This window comes from Microbispora sp. H10949 (assembly GCF_014161435.1).
In the GTDB taxonomy this organism is placed as follows: domain Bacteria; phylum Actinomycetota; class Actinomycetes; order Streptosporangiales; family Streptosporangiaceae; genus Microbispora; species Microbispora triticiradicis.
This window is the reverse complement of the sequence record NZ_JABBWZ010000012.1, coordinates 1-16,025: the sequence shown is the minus strand read 5'-3', so window position 1 is coordinate 16,025 and position 16,025 is coordinate 1. Positions and strand designations below refer to the sequence as shown.

Below are 16,025 nucleotides of genomic sequence, written 5' to 3'. Positions count from 1 at the left end.
TTTACCGAAATCGCTCCAAAATCCACTAGAGGTTCGATACCGAACCGATCACGACACGTGGTCGGCGCAACAGGGGGTCGGGTCCGGCACCTCGGCCGGCGCGATCCGCCTGCCCGGGATCGGCCCCGGAGCAGGCATGGCGAGCAGGGTCATCAGCCCGTCCCGCCAGACCGGGCGGACGTGGCCGTTGGTGACCAGAACCACGTCGTCGGCCGGAGGCTCGGCCTGGGCGAGCACGACGACGCGGTCGATCGCCGTCCGGTCCAGCAACTCGCCGACCGTGAGCGTCCCCGGCAGGTCGTCGCCGCCGGGGAACAGCACGACCCGCCCGCCGGTGCGGGCCGCGTGCTCGGCCGCCGCCACCGCCGCGCCCTCCGCATCCGGTCCCGTACGGCTGTCGCCGAGGGCGACCGACACCCCCTCGGGGAGCCGGGACGTCTCCAGGTGCCCGGCCAGGGTCAGCGAGCAGGCGACGTGCGGCAGGTCACCGGTGCGGACGAAGTGGGTGCAGCCGACGACCCCGGACGACAGGCCGAGCGCCTCCACCACCTGGTGGAGGAGATGCTCGGCCTGGGCCACCGTACGGGTGCCGTTGTCCAGACCGGCGATCATCGGCGCGGCACGATCCAGACGGGGTTGCTGTAGAACCACAGGTCCTTCCAGGGGTCGGCGTCGCCGGGCACGTCCATCGCCGGGCCGTGCGGGTCCACCGACGCGCCGAGCAGGCCGGGGGCGACGCGGTTGCCGTCGGTGCCGCGCAGCCGTACGTAGACCGGGTGGTCGACGGCCTCCACCTGGTAGGTGAAGGTGACGGTTCCGCTGTTCCTCCCGACCTCGTACGACGTGACGACCTTGGTCTTCGGGGTGGTGAACACGTCCTTGTCGGAGACCGGGCCGGTCACGTCGCCCTGGATGACGTCCACCCGGGCCAGCGTGGGGATGAACTGCGCCCAGTTGGGCCGGTTCGCCAGCGTGATCTGGATGGACACCTCGACCCTGGTGCCGGGGCGGACGGACAGCGTGTCGCCGAGGGTGACCCCGTTGTCGCCGCCGTTGCCGCGCGCCCGGGCGCGGACGACGAGGCCGCTGATCAGGCCGCCGTGGTCCACCCAGACGCGGCCCCGGCGGATGCCGTCCATGACCGCGCCGTACGCGAAGGAGGTCGCGCCGACGTGGGTGCGGCTGTAGTAGCCGGGCCAGAAGTCGCCGTTGGACAGGTTTGGCACGCCCTTGTAGATCGGGTCCTCGTACCGGCCGTTGGCGTTGAAGTCGCTGCCCGGCCCGCGGTCGCTCGCGTCTCCGTAGACGGTGTGCGAGTCGGAGTTGGCGGTGATCCACCAGGGCCTGCCCTCGGCGAGCAGGCTGTCCCACAGGCCGCCGACGGTCGCGGTCATCCAGTCGAAGCCGCCGAAGGTCCGGTAGCTCTCCGCCGGATAGCCGGGGAAGGAGTCGGCGCTCTGGCTGTTGTCGTAGTAGCCGCGTCCGGAGCCGGGCCCGTTGGGCTTGGGGATTCCGGCGGCCTGGTGGCCCGGAGCGCCCTCCATGCCGACCGCGATCCCTGGCGCTGCGTCGCGCCAGGCGCGGATCTCGTGCGGGGAGTCGATGCCCTTGCGCGCGGGGTGGTTGGCCAGGAACAGCGCGTCCGGGACGCGGCGGCGCTTCACGGCCTGGGCCAGGAAGTCGAGCCCGGCGATGGCGAGGGCCTCGTTCTGCCGGGTGCTCGCCGTGGCGCCCTTCACCGACCCGTCGAAGGAGTTCTCGAACTCCTTCAGCGTCTCCACCTCGCCCCGTCCCGGCGCCACGAACACCGTGCCGTGCTCGGCGGCCGGGATGTTCCACTCAAGGCCCTGGAAGACGAGGGTGTCCCTGACCGCCTGACGCGCCGCGACGATGTCGGGGTTGACCTTCTCCACGCCGATCTTGGCGTGGGTGACGCTGCCGTGGTCGGTGACGACCATCCAGTCGAGGCCGTACGCGTTGGCGTGCCGCACCTGGTCGACGACCCGGTACATGGCGTCGGAGCTGTACTGCGTGTGGATGTGGTGGTCACCCGCGAGCCACAGGAAGCCGTCCTTCGGCTCCCGGTCGTCCCGGCCGGCGGCGGCGGCCGGGCCGGGGGCGCCGAGCACGCCGGCGGCGGTCAGGCCGGCGCCGAGCAGTCCGGCCCGCCGGAACATCTGACGGCGCGAGAGCTCACCCGGCGACAGCGCCTCGTCGGGGACGTCCATGTCCACGACCGCCGCCGTCTCCCCGGGGTCCTGGTCGTGGTCGTGGTCGTGGCTGTGGGGATGACTGTGGGGATGGCTGTGGGGGTGGGGGTGGGGATGCGCGTGCCCCTCGCTCATGTGCGGTGCCCTTTCGTTCCGCCGGGGGGATCGCTCCGGCTCCGAATGCACCCTCGCGGCAACGGCTGAACCTCACGTGAACTCCGGAGACCGCCCAGGGAGCCGGGGCTTTACCGGTCAGGTCAGGTCCCACAGCAGGCGGTAGTAGGCGATGCGCTCCGGATCGGGGGCGACGCCGTACGCCTCGTACACCTCGCCGTCGTGACCCGGGCCGTAGTTCCACTCGGTGCTCCAGGCGGCGACCGCGAGGTCGGCCCACCGGTCGGCCACGCCCAGCGACCCGAGGTCGACGTGCCCGGCGACCGTCCCGTCGTCGTGCAGGAGGGTGTTGGGGGCGCAGGCGTCGCCGTGGCAGACGACGAGCCGGTCGGGAGCGGGCGGGCGGCCCAGACGCCGCCGCGCCTCGGCCCGGCCGAGGCGCTCGCCGGCCCGCCGGAGGCGGTGCTCGACCCCCCAGTCGTACGGGCACCGTGCCACCGGCAACGCGTCGTGCAGCAGGCGCAGGCCACGGCCGATCGCGGCCGCGGCGGTGCGGGGGTCGGCGGTCCAGCGCGGATCCACCGCCGAGCGGCCGGGGAGCGCGGCGGTGACGAGCCACGCGCCGTCGGCGTCCGATCCGTACGCGAGCACGCGGGGGACGGTGGTCCACTGCCGCGCCCAGGTCAGCCGTTCCGCCTCGCGCGGCAGGTCGATCTCGGGTGTGCCGGTGGCGGCCCACTTGACGTACCTCGTGCCACCGGCACCGTCACCCGGGCCGTCGAGCCGGAACGTGAGGCCGCCGACCTCGTTGCGCCAGACGGGGGTGACGGCGTCGCTCCCGGCGAGTTCGGCGACGACGCGCGGCACGTCGACGGGTCCGGCCGGAACCGAGGCGATCGGGGGACGGCTCACGACCGACATTCTCGGTCATAAAGCAGTGCGGTCATAAAGCAGTGGCGGCCTCGCCCCGGCAGACGGTTGACTCGCCCCGTGATCGTGATATCCGCAGCTTCCGGCGCGCTCGGCCGCCTCGTCGTCGAACATCTTCGTACCCGGGCGGAGGTGGTGGCCGCGGTACGCGACCCCGGCCGGGCGCCCGAAGGCGTGGCGGTGCGGCGTGGCGACTACGACGACCCGGCGAGCCTGCGTGAGGCGTTCGACGGGGCCACGCGTCTGCTGCTCATCTCCTCGCCGGAACTCGACACCGCGCGCCGGATCGGACAGCACCTGAACGCCGTGGCCGCGGCCGAGCAGGCGGGAGTCGGCGCCGTCGTGTTCACGAGCTTCCTCGGGGCCGGCGCCGCCGCCACCGGCATGACGGAGGCCTATCACGCCACCGAGCAGGCGATACTCCGCAGCGGCCTGCCGTACACGTTCCTGCGCCACCCCTTCTACAGTGACGCGTTCGTGCCGCGGGCCGACGACGGCGAGATCACCAGCAGCACCGGAGGCCGTGGGCTGAACACGGCGTTCCGGGCGGATCTCGCCGAGGCGGCGGCGAACGTCCTGACCGGCGAGGGGCATCTGGGCCGGGCGTACGACCTCACCGGACCGCTGTGGAGCTATCCGGAGGTCGCGGAGGCGCTCGGCGTGCCCTACCGCGAGGTGCCCGACGCCGGATCGGGCCCCATGAGCTGGATCAACGCGCGGATCCGCGCGGGAGCGCTGGAACAGCAGACCGGCGACCTGGTGGCGTTGCTCGGCAGGCCCGCCGAGACGGTCGCCGGACGTGCCCTGAAGACCCTGACCGAAGTAAACAAAAAGTAAACTTTACTATTGACAGTGCGTGTGAACGGGTGTTGCATCGGCAACCACACTCCGAATCACTCCCCCCGGACCGGAGACCCCCATGCGCAAACCCCGGTTACTCCTGATCGCGGCGGCCCTGGCCGTCGGCCTGGCCGGCGCCCTGAGCGGTATTCCCGGCAACGAGCGGGCCGAGGCCGCCATCGGCCCGGTCACCTGGTCGGACGAGTTCAACGGCGCCTCGGGCAGCGCCGTCGACCCGGCGAAGTGGAAGTTCGACATCGGCGGTGGCGGCTGGGGCAACAACGAACTGGAGTACTACACCAACTCCACCCGGAACGTGTACCAGGACGGCCAGGGCCACCTGGCCATCACCGCCCGCAAGGAGAACCCCGCCGGCTACCAGTGCCACTACGGCACCTGCCAGTACACCTCCGGCCGCATCCTGACGGCGGACAGGTTCAGCCAGGCGTACGGCCGCTTCGAGGCGAGCATCAAGATTCCCAAGGGGCAGGGCATCTGGCCGGCCTTCTGGATGCTCGGCGGCGGCAACTGGCCGAACACCGGTGAGATCGACATCATGGAGAACGTCGGCAACGCGCCGAACACGGTCTACGGCACCGTGCACGGCCCCGGCTACTCGGGCAGCGGCGGCGTCGGCGGTAACCGTACGATCGGGGCGCCTCTGGGCGACGCCTTCCACAACTACCGGGTCGACTGGTCGCCCGGCCTCATCGTCTGGTACCTCGACGGGGCGGAGTACTTCCGCGTCACCCCGGCCGACATCCGCGGCAACCAGTGGGTGTTCGACCACCCGTTCTTCATGATCCTGAACGTCGCGGTCGGCGGATACTGGCCGGGCAACCCCGACGCGACCACCGCGTTCCCGCAGACGATGCTGGTCGACTACGTCCGCGTCTCCGCCTGGAACAACGACGGGAGCGGCACCGGCACCGCGCTCAGATCCGCCATGAACGGCCGCTGCGTGGACATCCCGAGCGCCAACCCCGCCGACGGCGCCCGGCTGCAGATGTACGACTGCAACGGCACCGTCGCGCAGCAGTGGTCGGTGAACGGCGACGGCACCGTGCGCGCGATGGGCAAGTGCATGGACGCCGCCGCGGCGGGCACCGCCAACGGCACTCCGATCCAGCTCTACACGTGCAACGGGACCGGAGCCCAGCGCTTCACGCTCACGCCGGCGGGAGACCTGGTCAACGTCCAGGCCAACCGGTGCGTGGACATCGTGGACCGGGGCAGCGCGAACGGCGCCCTTCTGCAGCTCTGGGACTGCACCGGCGGGTCCAACCAGAAGTGGACCCGCGGCTGAACGTCAGTGGCCCTCTTCCTCGTCGTCGGCAGTGAGCGCTCCGCTGCCGGGGGCGGCCGGGAGGTAGACGTGCTGGTGTCCGCTGCCCGCGTCGACGCTGACCGCGTCGAGGGCGGTGGCCCCGACCGACCAGGTGAAGACCGCGTCCATCCGCTGCCGGGCGGCGAGGGCCAGCATGTTCGTGCGGGCCGGTCCCGTGAGCGCCTGCGCGGCCGCGAAGCTGTCGACGGTGGTGGCGAGCTGCCGTACGGCTGAGGCGAGACCCGACCTCGCCAGGTTGGTGTACGTCTCGCCCGAGGGCGGGTCGGCGAACGACTGGACGGCGGCGGCGGTCGCCTGCCGCCAGTTCGCGATGTCGGCGCCGGTGGCCTTCTCTGGCTTCCCGCCCTCGGGGGAGGCGGTGGTGGAAGCGGCGGCGGGGGCGGCGCCGTCCTCCACGGGCATCACGCGTTCCAGCCCTTCCAGCACGGGCACGAGCTTGTCGCGGGTGGTGCGGGCCAGCGCGGTCAGCTCCTTGATCTGCGCCTTGTCGCGGACGGCGTCCTCGGCGCGGATCCGGTTCACCGCCTGCTCGGTCGAGTCGGGCCGGGTCGCGGCGAACACCACGCCACCGGCCACCACCGCGCCGAGCACGAACGCGGCCACCAGCGTGAGCACGCGGTGGCTCCTGGCCGGCTGCCGGGTCACCGTCGGTTCGCTACGCCGGCTCATTGCTGCCACCTCCTGGTCGAAGTTCTCCGCGGGGAGTGATAGGCGGAGCGTAGTAGGGAGAGTCACCCGGAAGCGACACCGGGCGCGAACATGGACGCCCGGAACGTGGAGTCGGACTCGCACACGTTCCGGGCGTCCACGACGTGCGGTGGGTCAGGACTGGTTGAAGAGGGAGAGGGTGAGGGTGGAGTGGTATTCGCCGGCGGCGACGTCGACGGGGGTGCGCAGGGCGAGGTCGGCGTTGACCTTGGAGGTGCCGATCTCGGTGGCGGAGTCGGCGGTGGAGACGAGGAGTTCCTGGCCCTTGAGACCGACGGTGGGGGCGCCGGAGCCGTCGGACACGACGGAGGACACGGGCTCGCCGGCGGCGACGGCGCCGGTGTTGGTGTCGGACAGCAGGCGGGGCTTCCAGCCGAGGTATTCGGGGCCGATGGGGGCGGTGCCGGTGGCGGTGGCGGTGAAGGCGCTGGCCTGGCCGACGACGGCCCAGAATTCGCCGTCGGGGATCTCGGCGGGTGTGCGGGTGTCGGTGACGGTGACGGTGGGCAGGGTGCCGACGAACTGGCGGGCGGCGGCGTCGGAGCCGTTCTCCTGGAGGGAGACGCCGTTGTTGTCGGCGACGGTCATGGAGATCTGGCCGGGGGTGGTGGTGGGGGTGATGGTGACCGAGACGTCGATGCCGGCGCCGGGGTCGTCGGCGAGGGCGGGGGAGACGCCGATGCCGGTGAGGGTGAGGCCGAGCACGGAGGCGGCCAGTATCTGGGTGGTGCGGGTCATTCGCATGGGGTGATCACTCCGATTTATGAGGGGGCGGGGCCGGCCGGCTGTTCGGCCGGCCGGCCCCGGTTGTGCTGTGGCGGTGGGTCAGCGCGTGCGCGTCGTCACCGCCGTCGCGGTCAGCTGCAGCTGGCCGCGGCGTAGGCCGCGTCGTAGGACGTCGTGACCTGCTTGCCGCCGATGGTGGCGGTGCCGGTCACGGTGGCCTTGCCGGCGGCGACCTGGGCGGTCCGGGTGTTGAAGGACTGGTAGGCCTGCTTGCCCGGGGCCACGTCGGTCACGGTCTTGTTGCCGAACGCGGTGTTCAGCGTGATCGTGGCCGGCGCGTCGCCGTCGTTGACGGCCGTGACCGCCAGGTAGGCGGTGGTGCCGATGCAGCGGGTGGCCGCGGTGACGGTCAGCTTGACCTTCGGCGTGGCGATCGTCAGCTTGAGCGACTTGGTCGCCTCGACGTTGCCGGCCTTGTCGGTCGAGCGGTAGGTCACCTCGTGCTGGCCGTCGCCGGAGACGGTGACCGGGGCGGTGTAGGCCGTCCAGGCGCCGCCGTCCAGCGCGTACTCGGTCTTGGCCACGCCGCTGCCGCCGGTCTCGTCGACCGCCTTCAGCGTGACCGTGACCGGACCGGTGAACGAGCCGTTGTCCGGCTGGGCCGGGTCGGTCGTCGCGGTGGTCACCGGAGCGGTCTTGTCCTCGCTACCCGCCTTGATCAGCTTGAAGTAGTCGAACTTGACCGTCTTGGACGCGCCCTGGTTGGTGCCGATGGTGTAGACGCCGACCTTCGACGCGTTCGCCACGGCGCTGTTCTTCACCACGGCGACCGCGCCGCTCGTGGTGAGGTCGGTCCAGGTGGTGCCGTTCGCGGAGTAGGCACCGGTGAAGCTGTCGCCCACCTTCTTCAGGCGCAGCCAGTACGGGCCGGCGGTGAGGTTGTTCACCTGCGGCTGCGGGTTCTGCACGGTGCCGCCGACCTCGCTGCGCAGCTCGATCGTCCGCGCCACCGTCGACCCTGCGGCGTTGGTGGTGAGGAAGTCGAACTTCACGTAGTTGTCGTCGTCGCCGTAGACGATCACGCCGCCCTGCTGGTACTGCTCGCTGAGAGCAGAGCCGTCGACCTTGGTCTCCAGCGTCCAGTCACCGCTCGGCGCCGTCTGCAGGATGAAGTTCTTCGGGCCGCTGTTGGTGGTCCCGTAGATGTCACCCGTCGTGGTGTCGAGCTCCAGGTTGCCACCGGTCACCCGAGCGGCCGTCGCGTCGTAACGCACGTTCTGGGTCCAGCGGCACTTGTCCAGCGAGGTGCCGTTGAAGTCGTCGTCCGGCGTCGGCGCGGTCGCCTTGTCGTCCGGCGTGATCTGGAACCAGTCGAAGGCCGCGTCCACCACCGGGTGGTTGGCCCCGGCCAGCGAGATCAGGCCGATCTTCGGGTTGGAGATCCCGGCGAGCGGCTTGGTCTCCGACATCGCCGTGAAGTTGGTGCCGTCCGAGGAGTAGTGCGCGGTGATGTTGGTGCCGTCGCTGATGAACCGCACGTACACCGTGTCGGGGTACGCGTCCCCGAGCTGGGCCGTGTTGCTCGCGGTCACCTCGTTCGGTGCGCCCTTGTCCTCCCGGATGAACTGGAAGACGCGGTTGGCGTGGTTCGACCCGTTGGTCGACCGGCCCTGCAGCACCATCTTGGCGTAGTTGTCGTCGTCACCGTAGATGACCAGACCGGCCTGCTGGTAGGCGTCCTGCGCCTTCAGCGTGAGCTTGGCGGTGGCCGTCCAGGCGCCCGCCGGAGCCGGCTGCACGACGATGTTCGGCGTGTTGTTGGTCGTCTGGTAGATGTCGGTCGTCGAGGTCGGGATGATCAGGCTGCCGTCGGCGACCCGCAGGTCCTGGTTCTCCCGGATGACCGACCAGCGGTCACGGTCGAGCTGGGTGCCCAGGAAGTCGTCGGAACGGCCGCTGAAGCACACGATGGCCGGCGCGTCCACCTTGATCTGCACCTGAGCGCTGGTTGCGGCGCCCTTGGCGTCGGTCACCGTCACCACGGCGGTGTAGGTGCCCGGCGCGGTGTAGGTGTAGCTCGCGTTGGCCGTGGTCGGCTCCGGCGCGCCGTTCACCCCGAAGTTCCACTTGTAGGTGAGCGCGTCGCCTTCGGGGTCGCTGGCGGTGGTGGTGAAGTCCACCTTCAGCGGCGCGATGCCCGTGGTCGCGTTCGCGGCCACCGACACGGTCGGACGCTGGTTCTCCGAGGCGCCCTTGCCGATGAAGTCGACCCAGTTGAAGTTGAGCAGGAAGGCGTCGTTCGCCGCGCTCGCCGGCTTGCGCACGACGAAGTACAGCGGGCCGCTCGTGACCGGCGGGTTGGTCAGGTTGAGCGTGACGTCCTTGAACGTCTGCCAGCCGCCGGTGTTCGCCACATCGACGGAGCCGATGAGCGTCCCGGTCGCCGGGTCACCCTGCCGGACCTGGATGGTCCCGCCGGTGGTGTTCGACGAGACGCGGAACCGGATCGCGCTGATGTTGGTCAGGTTGATCGGGTCGAACGACCACCAGTCGCCGTCCTGGACGTTGGCGATGTTCTTGTTGCCACCCGCGGTGTCGGTCGTGTCCTCGACCGCGACACCCGCGGCGTCGGTGCCGGTGCCGCCGGTGACCCGGCCGGTGGCGCTGAAGTGCTCGGCCTGCTTGCGCTTGGGCTGCAGGATGACCTGACCCCGCCCGGTGAGCGGCTTGGCCGCCCCGGCGCCCTTGTCGGTGTAGCTGGCCTCGATCACGTAGAACAGGTTGTCGTACTCACCGTGGCCGGACATGGCGGTCTGCACGACGGCCTCGCAGCCGGTCGTCTGGTCGAGCGGGTGACCGTGGGTGTCGTGACCCAGGATGGACTGGATCTGCACCTTGCTGCAGTCGACCGTGCCGTCCTCGGCGTCGGTGACGGTGACCTTGAACTTCACCTGGTCGCCGAACTCGAAGAACGAGCCGTTCGGCGGGAGCTCGACCTTGACCTCGGGCTTGGAGTTGCCCGCGTTGATCACCACGCTCGCCTTACCGGTCAGGCCGTCGGCGTTCGTCACGGTGAGAACCGCGTTGTACTCGCCGGCCTGGGTGTAGGTGAAGGTGGGGTTGGCGGCGGTGGAGTCGGTCGTGCCGTCACCGTTGAGGTCCCAGGCGTAGGTGATCGCCTTGCCGTCGGGGTCGCGCGAGCCGTCGCTGCTGAACTTGACGGTCAGCGGCGTCGGGCCGTCGGTCTTGTCGGCGGCGGCACGCGCCGTCGGGGGACGGACGCCCTTGACGTAGTCGATGCGGTAGACGCCGGAGTCGGCGTTGTCGCCGCCGAAGCCGGAGCCCCACTCGATCAGGTAGAGGGCGCCGTCGGGGCCGAACTTCATGTCCATGGGCTTCTTGAAGCTCAGGGTCTGAAGGATCCGGTTCATCTCGACGAGCTTGGTGCCGTCCTCGTTGAGCTGGAACGACCACATGGCGTTGTTGTTCCACTCGCCGAACATGGCCTTGCCGTCCCAGTACGCCGGCCACTTGTTCGTCGCCGTGATGTCGGGGTTGTAGCGGTAGACCGGGCCGCCCATCGGGGCGCCGCCGCTCAGCTCGGGGAAGTTGTTGGCGTCGACGGCGTAGTGGTACCAGACCGTGGCCGGGATCACCGGCGGCAGGTTGGTCAGGCCGGTGTTGTTCGGCGAGTCGTTGACCGGAGCCGCGCAGTTGAACGCCGAACCCGACTGCTTCGTGGCGAAGTTGTAGTCGATGAAGGGCGTGTTGTTGCCGTTGCAGTACGGCCAGCCGTAGTTGCCCGGCTTGGAGATGAGGTTCCACTCCACCGTGTTCTGCGGGCCACGCGTGGCGCTGGCGGAGTTGGCGTCGGGGCCGTACTCACCCAGCATCACGTTGCCGGTCTTGGGGTCCATGCCGATCCGGAACGGGTTACGGAAGCCCATGCCGTAGATCTCCGGCTTGGTCTTGTCCGTGCCCGGGGCGAACAGGTTGCCCGACGGGATCGTGTAGGTGCCGTCCGCCTCGGGGTGGATGCGCAGCAGCTTGCCGCTCAGGCTGTTGGTGTTGCCCGCGGAGCGCTGGGCGTCCCAGCTGGAGCGGCCCGACTGCTCGTCGATCGGGGTGTAGCCGTCGGAGTTGAAGGGGTTGGTGTTGTCGCCCGTGCCCAGCCAGAGGTTGCCGGTCTTGGGGTCCATCACCAGGCCGCCGCCGTGGTGGCAGCACTCGGCCCGCTGCACCGGCACGTCCAGGATCTTCTTCTCACTCGCCAGGTCCAGGGCGTCCCCGTTGACCGTGAACCGGCTCAGCCGGTCGACGTTCTCCGAGCCCGTGGGCGAGTAGTACAGGTAGATCCACTTGTTCGTCGCGAACCCGGGGTCCAGCGCCATACCGAGCAGACCGCTCTCGTTGGCGGTGAACACGTTCAGGTGCGCCGCCGTCACGGTGCCGCCGCTCGGCTTGATGACCTTGACGTCACCGAGCCGGTCGATGTAGAAGACCCGGCCGTCCTTGGCGACGTCCAGCATCATCGGGTTGCTGGTGTTGTCGTCGAGGGTGACCTTCTCGTAGCTGCTGCTCTGCGAGGCGGAGCAGTCGGCCTTCACGGCGCCCGAGGCGGTCTTGATACCGCCGAGGAGCAGCTTGAGGAAGTTCGCCTCGCTGTAGTTCTCCTTCAGGTGGCCCAGGCCGGTGTACCACGAGCGGCCACCGTCGTAGTCCTGACACCACGTGTTGGGGTGGTCGGCGCCCATCGTGCCGCCGGTGTAGGACTTCTCGTCCAGCGACGTCAGCACGTGAACCGTGTTACGCGGGTTGGTCCGGTAGTCGTACCACTCGTCGGTACGGCTCCAGGTGATCGGCAGGCCCGCGGTCGACGGGTGCGCCGGGTCCTCGACCTTGACCGTCGCCTGCTGGATCGCCGGGTGCTGCTTGAAGTAGGCCCCGACCAGCTTGCCGTACCACGCCCAGTCGTAGCCGCTGTCGGCCGCGGCGTGGACGCCGACGTAGCCGCCGCCCTTCTGGATGTAGCGCTGGAAGGCGTCCTTCTGGTCCTGGGTGCTGACCGGGTCACCGGTCGTGGACATGAAGATGACGGCCTGGTACTGCGCCAGGTTGGCGTCGGTGAACGCCGCGCTGTCCTCGGTCGTGTCGACCGCGAAGTTGTTCTCCTGGCCGAGCTTCTGCACCGCCGCGATCCCCTCGGGGATCGAGTCGTGCCGGAAACCGGTCGTCTTGGAGAAGACGAGCACCTTGAAATCAGGGGCCGCCGTGGCCGCCGTGGTGGCGGCCTCGGCGCTCACCGGCGCCGCGAGGAGAGTGATCACTGGCGCGGCGAGGGCGATGGCCGTCGTCGCCGCGCTCAGACGTTTCGGACGTCGTCCGTTGGTTGGCAGGGCCGCGTTGAGCAGCCTGGCCCACGTTCGAGAACGTGGAGACATGGAGAACCCTTTCCTGACTGGGGGGAAGGTCAGGCAAGGCGCGCGCCGCCGCGCTTGTTGCCACTTGGTCGTAGTGGATATTCCGGAGGTGTTTCGGGGTGCTGGAAGGTGCCGTTCCAGGTCTGTGGGGGCCGTCAGTGAACTGCCGGCCGGGGTAATGAATCGAGGATCGAGGTCGGGTCGGCGATGATCTGGTCGACCACCATGCTCGCGGCGCCGCGTGACGCGGCGCCGAAGCCGAGCGTGGAGGCGACGAACCGGCACTGGGCGCCGGAGCCGGCCACCACCAGCCGGTTCAGCTGGTCCTGCGCGTGGGGCAGGAGCCACTGGGCCAGCGAGGCGAAGTAGCCTCCGATGACGATCACGCGGGGGTTGAACAGGTTGGCCAGGATCGAGCCGCCGAGCCCGAGCCATTGGCCGACCTGCGCGACCGCCTGCGTCATGCGCCGGTCGCCCGATGAAAGGCCCCGGGCGATGTCGGCCACGCGCTCGTCGGGGTCGGGCACCGGCATCCCGGGCAGTCCGTACGCCTGCTCCGGCATGGCCGCGCGGACCAGTGCGGCCAGCCCGACCTTGGTCTCCCAGCATCCGACGCGGCCGCAGCCGCACTGGTCGCCGTTGGGGTCGACCCGCAGGTGTCCGACCTCGCCGGAGTAGCCGTCCGCTCCGCACAGGAGCCTGCCGCCCGAGATGATGCCACCGCCGACGCCGACCTCTCCGGTGAGATAGACCAGGTCGGGCGTGCCGGCGGCGACGCCCGAGGTGAACTCGGCCAGCGCGGAGAGGTTGGCGTCGTTGTCCACCCTCACCGGAACGTCCAGAGGCCTGAGCATGGAGGTCAGTTCGTCCGCCAGCGGCAGATCGTGCCAGTAGAGGTTGGGCGCGAGCGTCACCACGCCGCGCGCCACGTCCACGAGGCCGGGGACGGCCACCGCGACGCCGGCGGGGACGGCCCGGGCACGTTCCATAGCCTCCGCGGCCTCCTTGGCGACGAGCCCGAGGCGGCGGACGGCTCTGTCGGTGCCGCTGCCCATCGTGTCGAAGGCCACGCGGCGCTCGACCAGCACCCGGCCGCTGAGGTCGGTGCCGTGGACCGCGATGTAGTCGACATTGATCTCCAGTCCGAGGGCGCCGACGTGCGCGCCGTGCAGCGCCACCGCCCGCCTGGGCCGGCCGATCGCGCCCACGTGCTCGACGCCGACCTCCCGCACCAGCCGCCGCTCGAGCAGCTCGGCCATGAGGTTGGAGACGGTGGCCCGGTGGAGCCCGGTCGCGTCGGCGATGTCGGCGCGGGACAGGGACTCGTGGTCACGCAGCTCGCGCAGCACCAGTGAGAGGTTCGCCCTGCGCAGGGCCGCGGGGCCCGCCGCCGTCGGCGTCGCGCCGGTGGAGGTGCGGAGGAGGTTCGGCTCGTACGTCACCTGACCCTCACCCGCCCTTTGTTTGTCTCTGAGATCAATTAATCAGCGTTGTAACACGAGGATGTCCGGACCTGCACCCATCTGTCGAGTAACGAGTTGGCATCGGCGGCCCAACCGCAGCTCAACGACCATCTGTACCTGGGGTTATCGGACTGTTACGGAACCTGCAACCGGTTTCAGTCTTGCGTCTTCCGGAAGTCGCTGGCATTAATTCGGCGAGCCACACGAACTAATTGAGGGAGAGGCGTGGACCGAAGCAGGGCCGACGGCCGTACGGGCGACTCGTTGAGTCGCGGTCTGTCCGCGGGTGTTCCCGCTGACCAGGCCACCGTGCGCCGTTCCAACCTCGCTCTGGTGCTGCGTCACGTGAGCGCCTCGGGCCCGTGCTCCCGGTCGGCTGTCGCGCTCGCCACCGGGCTGAACAAGACCACCGTCACCAGCCTGGTCAGCGAGTTGCAGGCACGCGGGCTGGTGATGGAGACGGGACCGCAGCACGCGGGCTCCGTCGGCCGCCCGAGCGTCGCGCTCGCCCTCGACGGTTCGCGTGTCGGCGCCCTGGGCGTGGAGGTCAACGTCGACTACATCGCCGCCATCGCCACCGATCTGGCCGGCCGGGTGCTCGTGGACCGGCGCGTCGGCTTCGACGCGATGGGGTCCAGCCCGGAGCGCTCGCTCGACGAACTGGCCCTCGTGGTCGAGAAGACCCTGGCCGACCTCGACCGGCTCGGGGTGACGCCCGCGGGTGTCACCGTGGCCATCCCGGGCCTCGTCGACACGATCACCGGCACCGTCGTCGTGGCGCCGAACCTCGGCTGGCACGGAGTGGCGGTCGCGGAGCGGCTGTCCCAGGCGGGCATCCGCCCGGACATCCCCATCGTGGTGGACAACGACGCCAACCTCGCCGCGCTGGCCGAGTACACTTCCGGCTCCGAGGCCGGCACGTCCGACCTGGTCTACCTCACCGGCGAGGTGGGCGTCGGAGGCGGTGTAATCTCCGGCGGGCGGTTGCTGGGTGGAGCGGACGGATTCGCCGGGGAGGTCGGTCACATAATGGTCGATCCCGCCGGTGAGCCCTGCCGCTGCGGCCGTGTCGGCTGCTGGGAGACCAAGGTCGGACTGGCGGCGCTGGTGCGCATGGCCACACCCGACCGTGCGTACGGCATGGGCCGGCAGATCGTCCGTGATCCGGAGGAACGGCTGGCCGAGATCGAGCAGCGGCGGGCGGAAGGCGACCCGAGGGTCGAAGCCGCCATCGCGGAGGTGGGCCGGTGGCTCGGGCTCGGCGCGTCGGTGCTGGTCAACCTCTTCAACCCACGAGTCATCGTGCTCGGTGGCTACTTCGCCAGGCTCGCCGACCGGCTCATCCCCGCCGCCCGGCAGGAGCTGACGCGTCTGGGCATGACCGGCGCCGTCGAACGCTGCCGGTTCGTCGCATCCGATCTCGGCTTCGGGGCGGCGGCACGTGGAGCGGCCGGTGTCGTCGTCGAACGAGCGCTGTCCGATCCCACCGCCATATCGATCCGACATCCGCTGCCATCGGGGTGATCGAGAACTCCGACGACCTGTCCGGCGGCGGACGCCTCTGTCCGCGGGCCGGTTCCGACCCCCCATCCTCTCCTCAGCCGTCCCCTTCGAACGTCCCGTCCGCCTGACCGTGCTCCCCGCTCGGTACTCCCCCCCGCCCATCCCGCGTGCCGTGGCGATGGGACATGCGGTCAGGCGGACGGGATCACCACCACCATTTAGCCATTCCGAGCCCTATCCCACAAGAACGTCCCGCCCGCCTGTACGGCTGTCCGGAGCCGCGTCGGCATCGTTGACGCCGACATCGGTGCCGTAGCGGCGGTGCCAGCCGGCGCCGTCAGGCGGGCGGGGCCCGGCCGCACCCACCCCTAGGAGGCCTCTGTGCAGCCGTCATCGTCCGAGTCGTCCCTGCTGGAGATGCGAGGCATCGTCAAGCAGTTCCCCGGTGTGCGTGCCCTGAACGGCGTCGACCTCGATGTCCGCGTCGGTGAGGTGCACTGCCTGCTCGGCCAGAACGGCGCCGGAAAGTCCACCCTGATCAAGACTCTGGCCGGGGCGCACCAGCCCGACGAGGGAACGATCACCTTCGACGGCCAGGAGGTCCGGCTGACCAGCCCGACGGCCGCCATCCGGCAGGGCATCGCCACGATCTATCAGGAGCTCGACCTGGTGGACGGGTTGAGTGTGGCCGAGAACATCTATCTGGGTCATGAGCGGGCGCGGTTGGGGTTCTCGCGCCGGGGGGAGGCCGAGCGGGCGGCGG

At 70.2% G+C, this 16,025-nt stretch carries 11 protein-coding genes; 4 read left to right on the top strand and 7 right to left on the bottom strand.

What is annotated here, in order from left to right:
• Nucleotides 1-48: 48 nt before the first annotated feature.
• The 3 genes from HHX40_RS28225 to HHX40_RS28215 form a co-directional block, all read right to left on the bottom strand.
• Nucleotides 49-612: a hypothetical protein gene (locus tag HHX40_RS28225; RefSeq protein ID WP_182883010.1), complete on the bottom strand. Its 564-nt coding sequence runs from the start codon at nt 610-612 to the stop codon at nt 49-51.
• On the bottom strand, nt 609-2,345 hold the full coding sequence (locus HHX40_RS28220) for a PHP domain-containing protein (protein ID WP_182883009.1): 1,737 nt from the start codon (nt 2,343-2,345) through the stop codon (nt 609-611). Before HHX40_RS28220 ends, HHX40_RS28225 begins: the two co-directional genes overlap by 4 nt.
• Before the next feature lie 117 nt (nt 2,346-2,462).
• Nucleotides 2,463-3,236, bottom strand: a complete 774-nt coding sequence (locus HHX40_RS28215) for an aminoglycoside 3'-phosphotransferase (RefSeq protein WP_182883008.1) — start codon at nt 3,234-3,236, stop codon at nt 2,463-2,465.
• 78 nt (nt 3,237-3,314) lie between these two features.
• Between HHX40_RS28215 and HHX40_RS28210 the strand changes: the two genes are divergently transcribed.
• Nucleotides 3,315-4,091 carry an NAD(P)H-binding protein gene (locus HHX40_RS28210; protein WP_182883007.1) on the top strand — a complete coding sequence of 259 codons (777 nt, stop codon included), beginning with the start codon at nt 3,315-3,317 and terminating at the stop codon, nt 4,089-4,091.
• An 82-nt stretch (nt 4,092-4,173) separates the two neighbouring features.
• On the top strand, nt 4,174-5,400 hold the full coding sequence (locus HHX40_RS28205) for a glycoside hydrolase family 16 protein (RefSeq protein WP_182883006.1): 1,227 nt from the start codon (nt 4,174-4,176) through the stop codon (nt 5,398-5,400).
• Between the two features lie 3 nt (nt 5,401-5,403).
• Here the strand turns inward: HHX40_RS28205 and HHX40_RS28200 are convergent, their stop codons facing one another.
• The 4 genes from HHX40_RS28200 to HHX40_RS28185 form a co-directional block, all read right to left on the bottom strand.
• On the bottom strand, nt 5,404-6,111 hold the full coding sequence (locus HHX40_RS28200) for a hypothetical protein (RefSeq protein ID WP_182883005.1): 708 nt from the start codon (nt 6,109-6,111) through the stop codon (nt 5,404-5,406).
• 153 nt (nt 6,112-6,264) lie between these two features.
• Nucleotides 6,265-6,894: a hypothetical protein gene (locus HHX40_RS28195; protein ID WP_220499691.1), complete on the bottom strand. Its 630-nt coding sequence runs from the start codon at nt 6,892-6,894 to the stop codon at nt 6,265-6,267.
• A gap of 113 nt (nt 6,895-7,007) precedes the next feature.
• Nucleotides 7,008-12,203 carry a ThuA domain-containing protein gene (locus tag HHX40_RS28190; RefSeq protein WP_220499690.1) on the bottom strand — a complete coding sequence of 1,732 codons (5,196 nt, stop codon included), beginning with the start codon at nt 12,201-12,203 and terminating at the stop codon, nt 7,008-7,010.
• A 248-nt stretch (nt 12,204-12,451) separates the two neighbouring features.
• Nucleotides 12,452-13,738 (bottom strand): ROK family transcriptional regulator, encoded by a 1,287-nt coding sequence (locus tag HHX40_RS28185; RefSeq protein WP_182883003.1) that lies wholly within the window; start codon nt 13,736-13,738, stop codon nt 12,452-12,454.
• 246 nt (nt 13,739-13,984) lie between these two features.
• Between HHX40_RS28185 and HHX40_RS28180 the strand changes: the two genes are divergently transcribed.
• Together HHX40_RS28180 and HHX40_RS28175 are read left to right on the top strand one after the other, a co-directional pair.
• Complete coding sequence (locus tag HHX40_RS28180) at nt 13,985-15,283, top strand: ROK family transcriptional regulator (RefSeq protein ID WP_310738327.1); 1,299 nt, start codon at nt 13,985-13,987, stop codon at nt 15,281-15,283.
• 360 nt (nt 15,284-15,643) lie between these two features.
• Nucleotides 15,644-16,025, top strand: a 382-nt coding sequence (locus HHX40_RS28175; protein ID WP_310738326.1) for an ATP-binding cassette domain-containing protein, incomplete at its 3' end; no start/stop codon positions are given.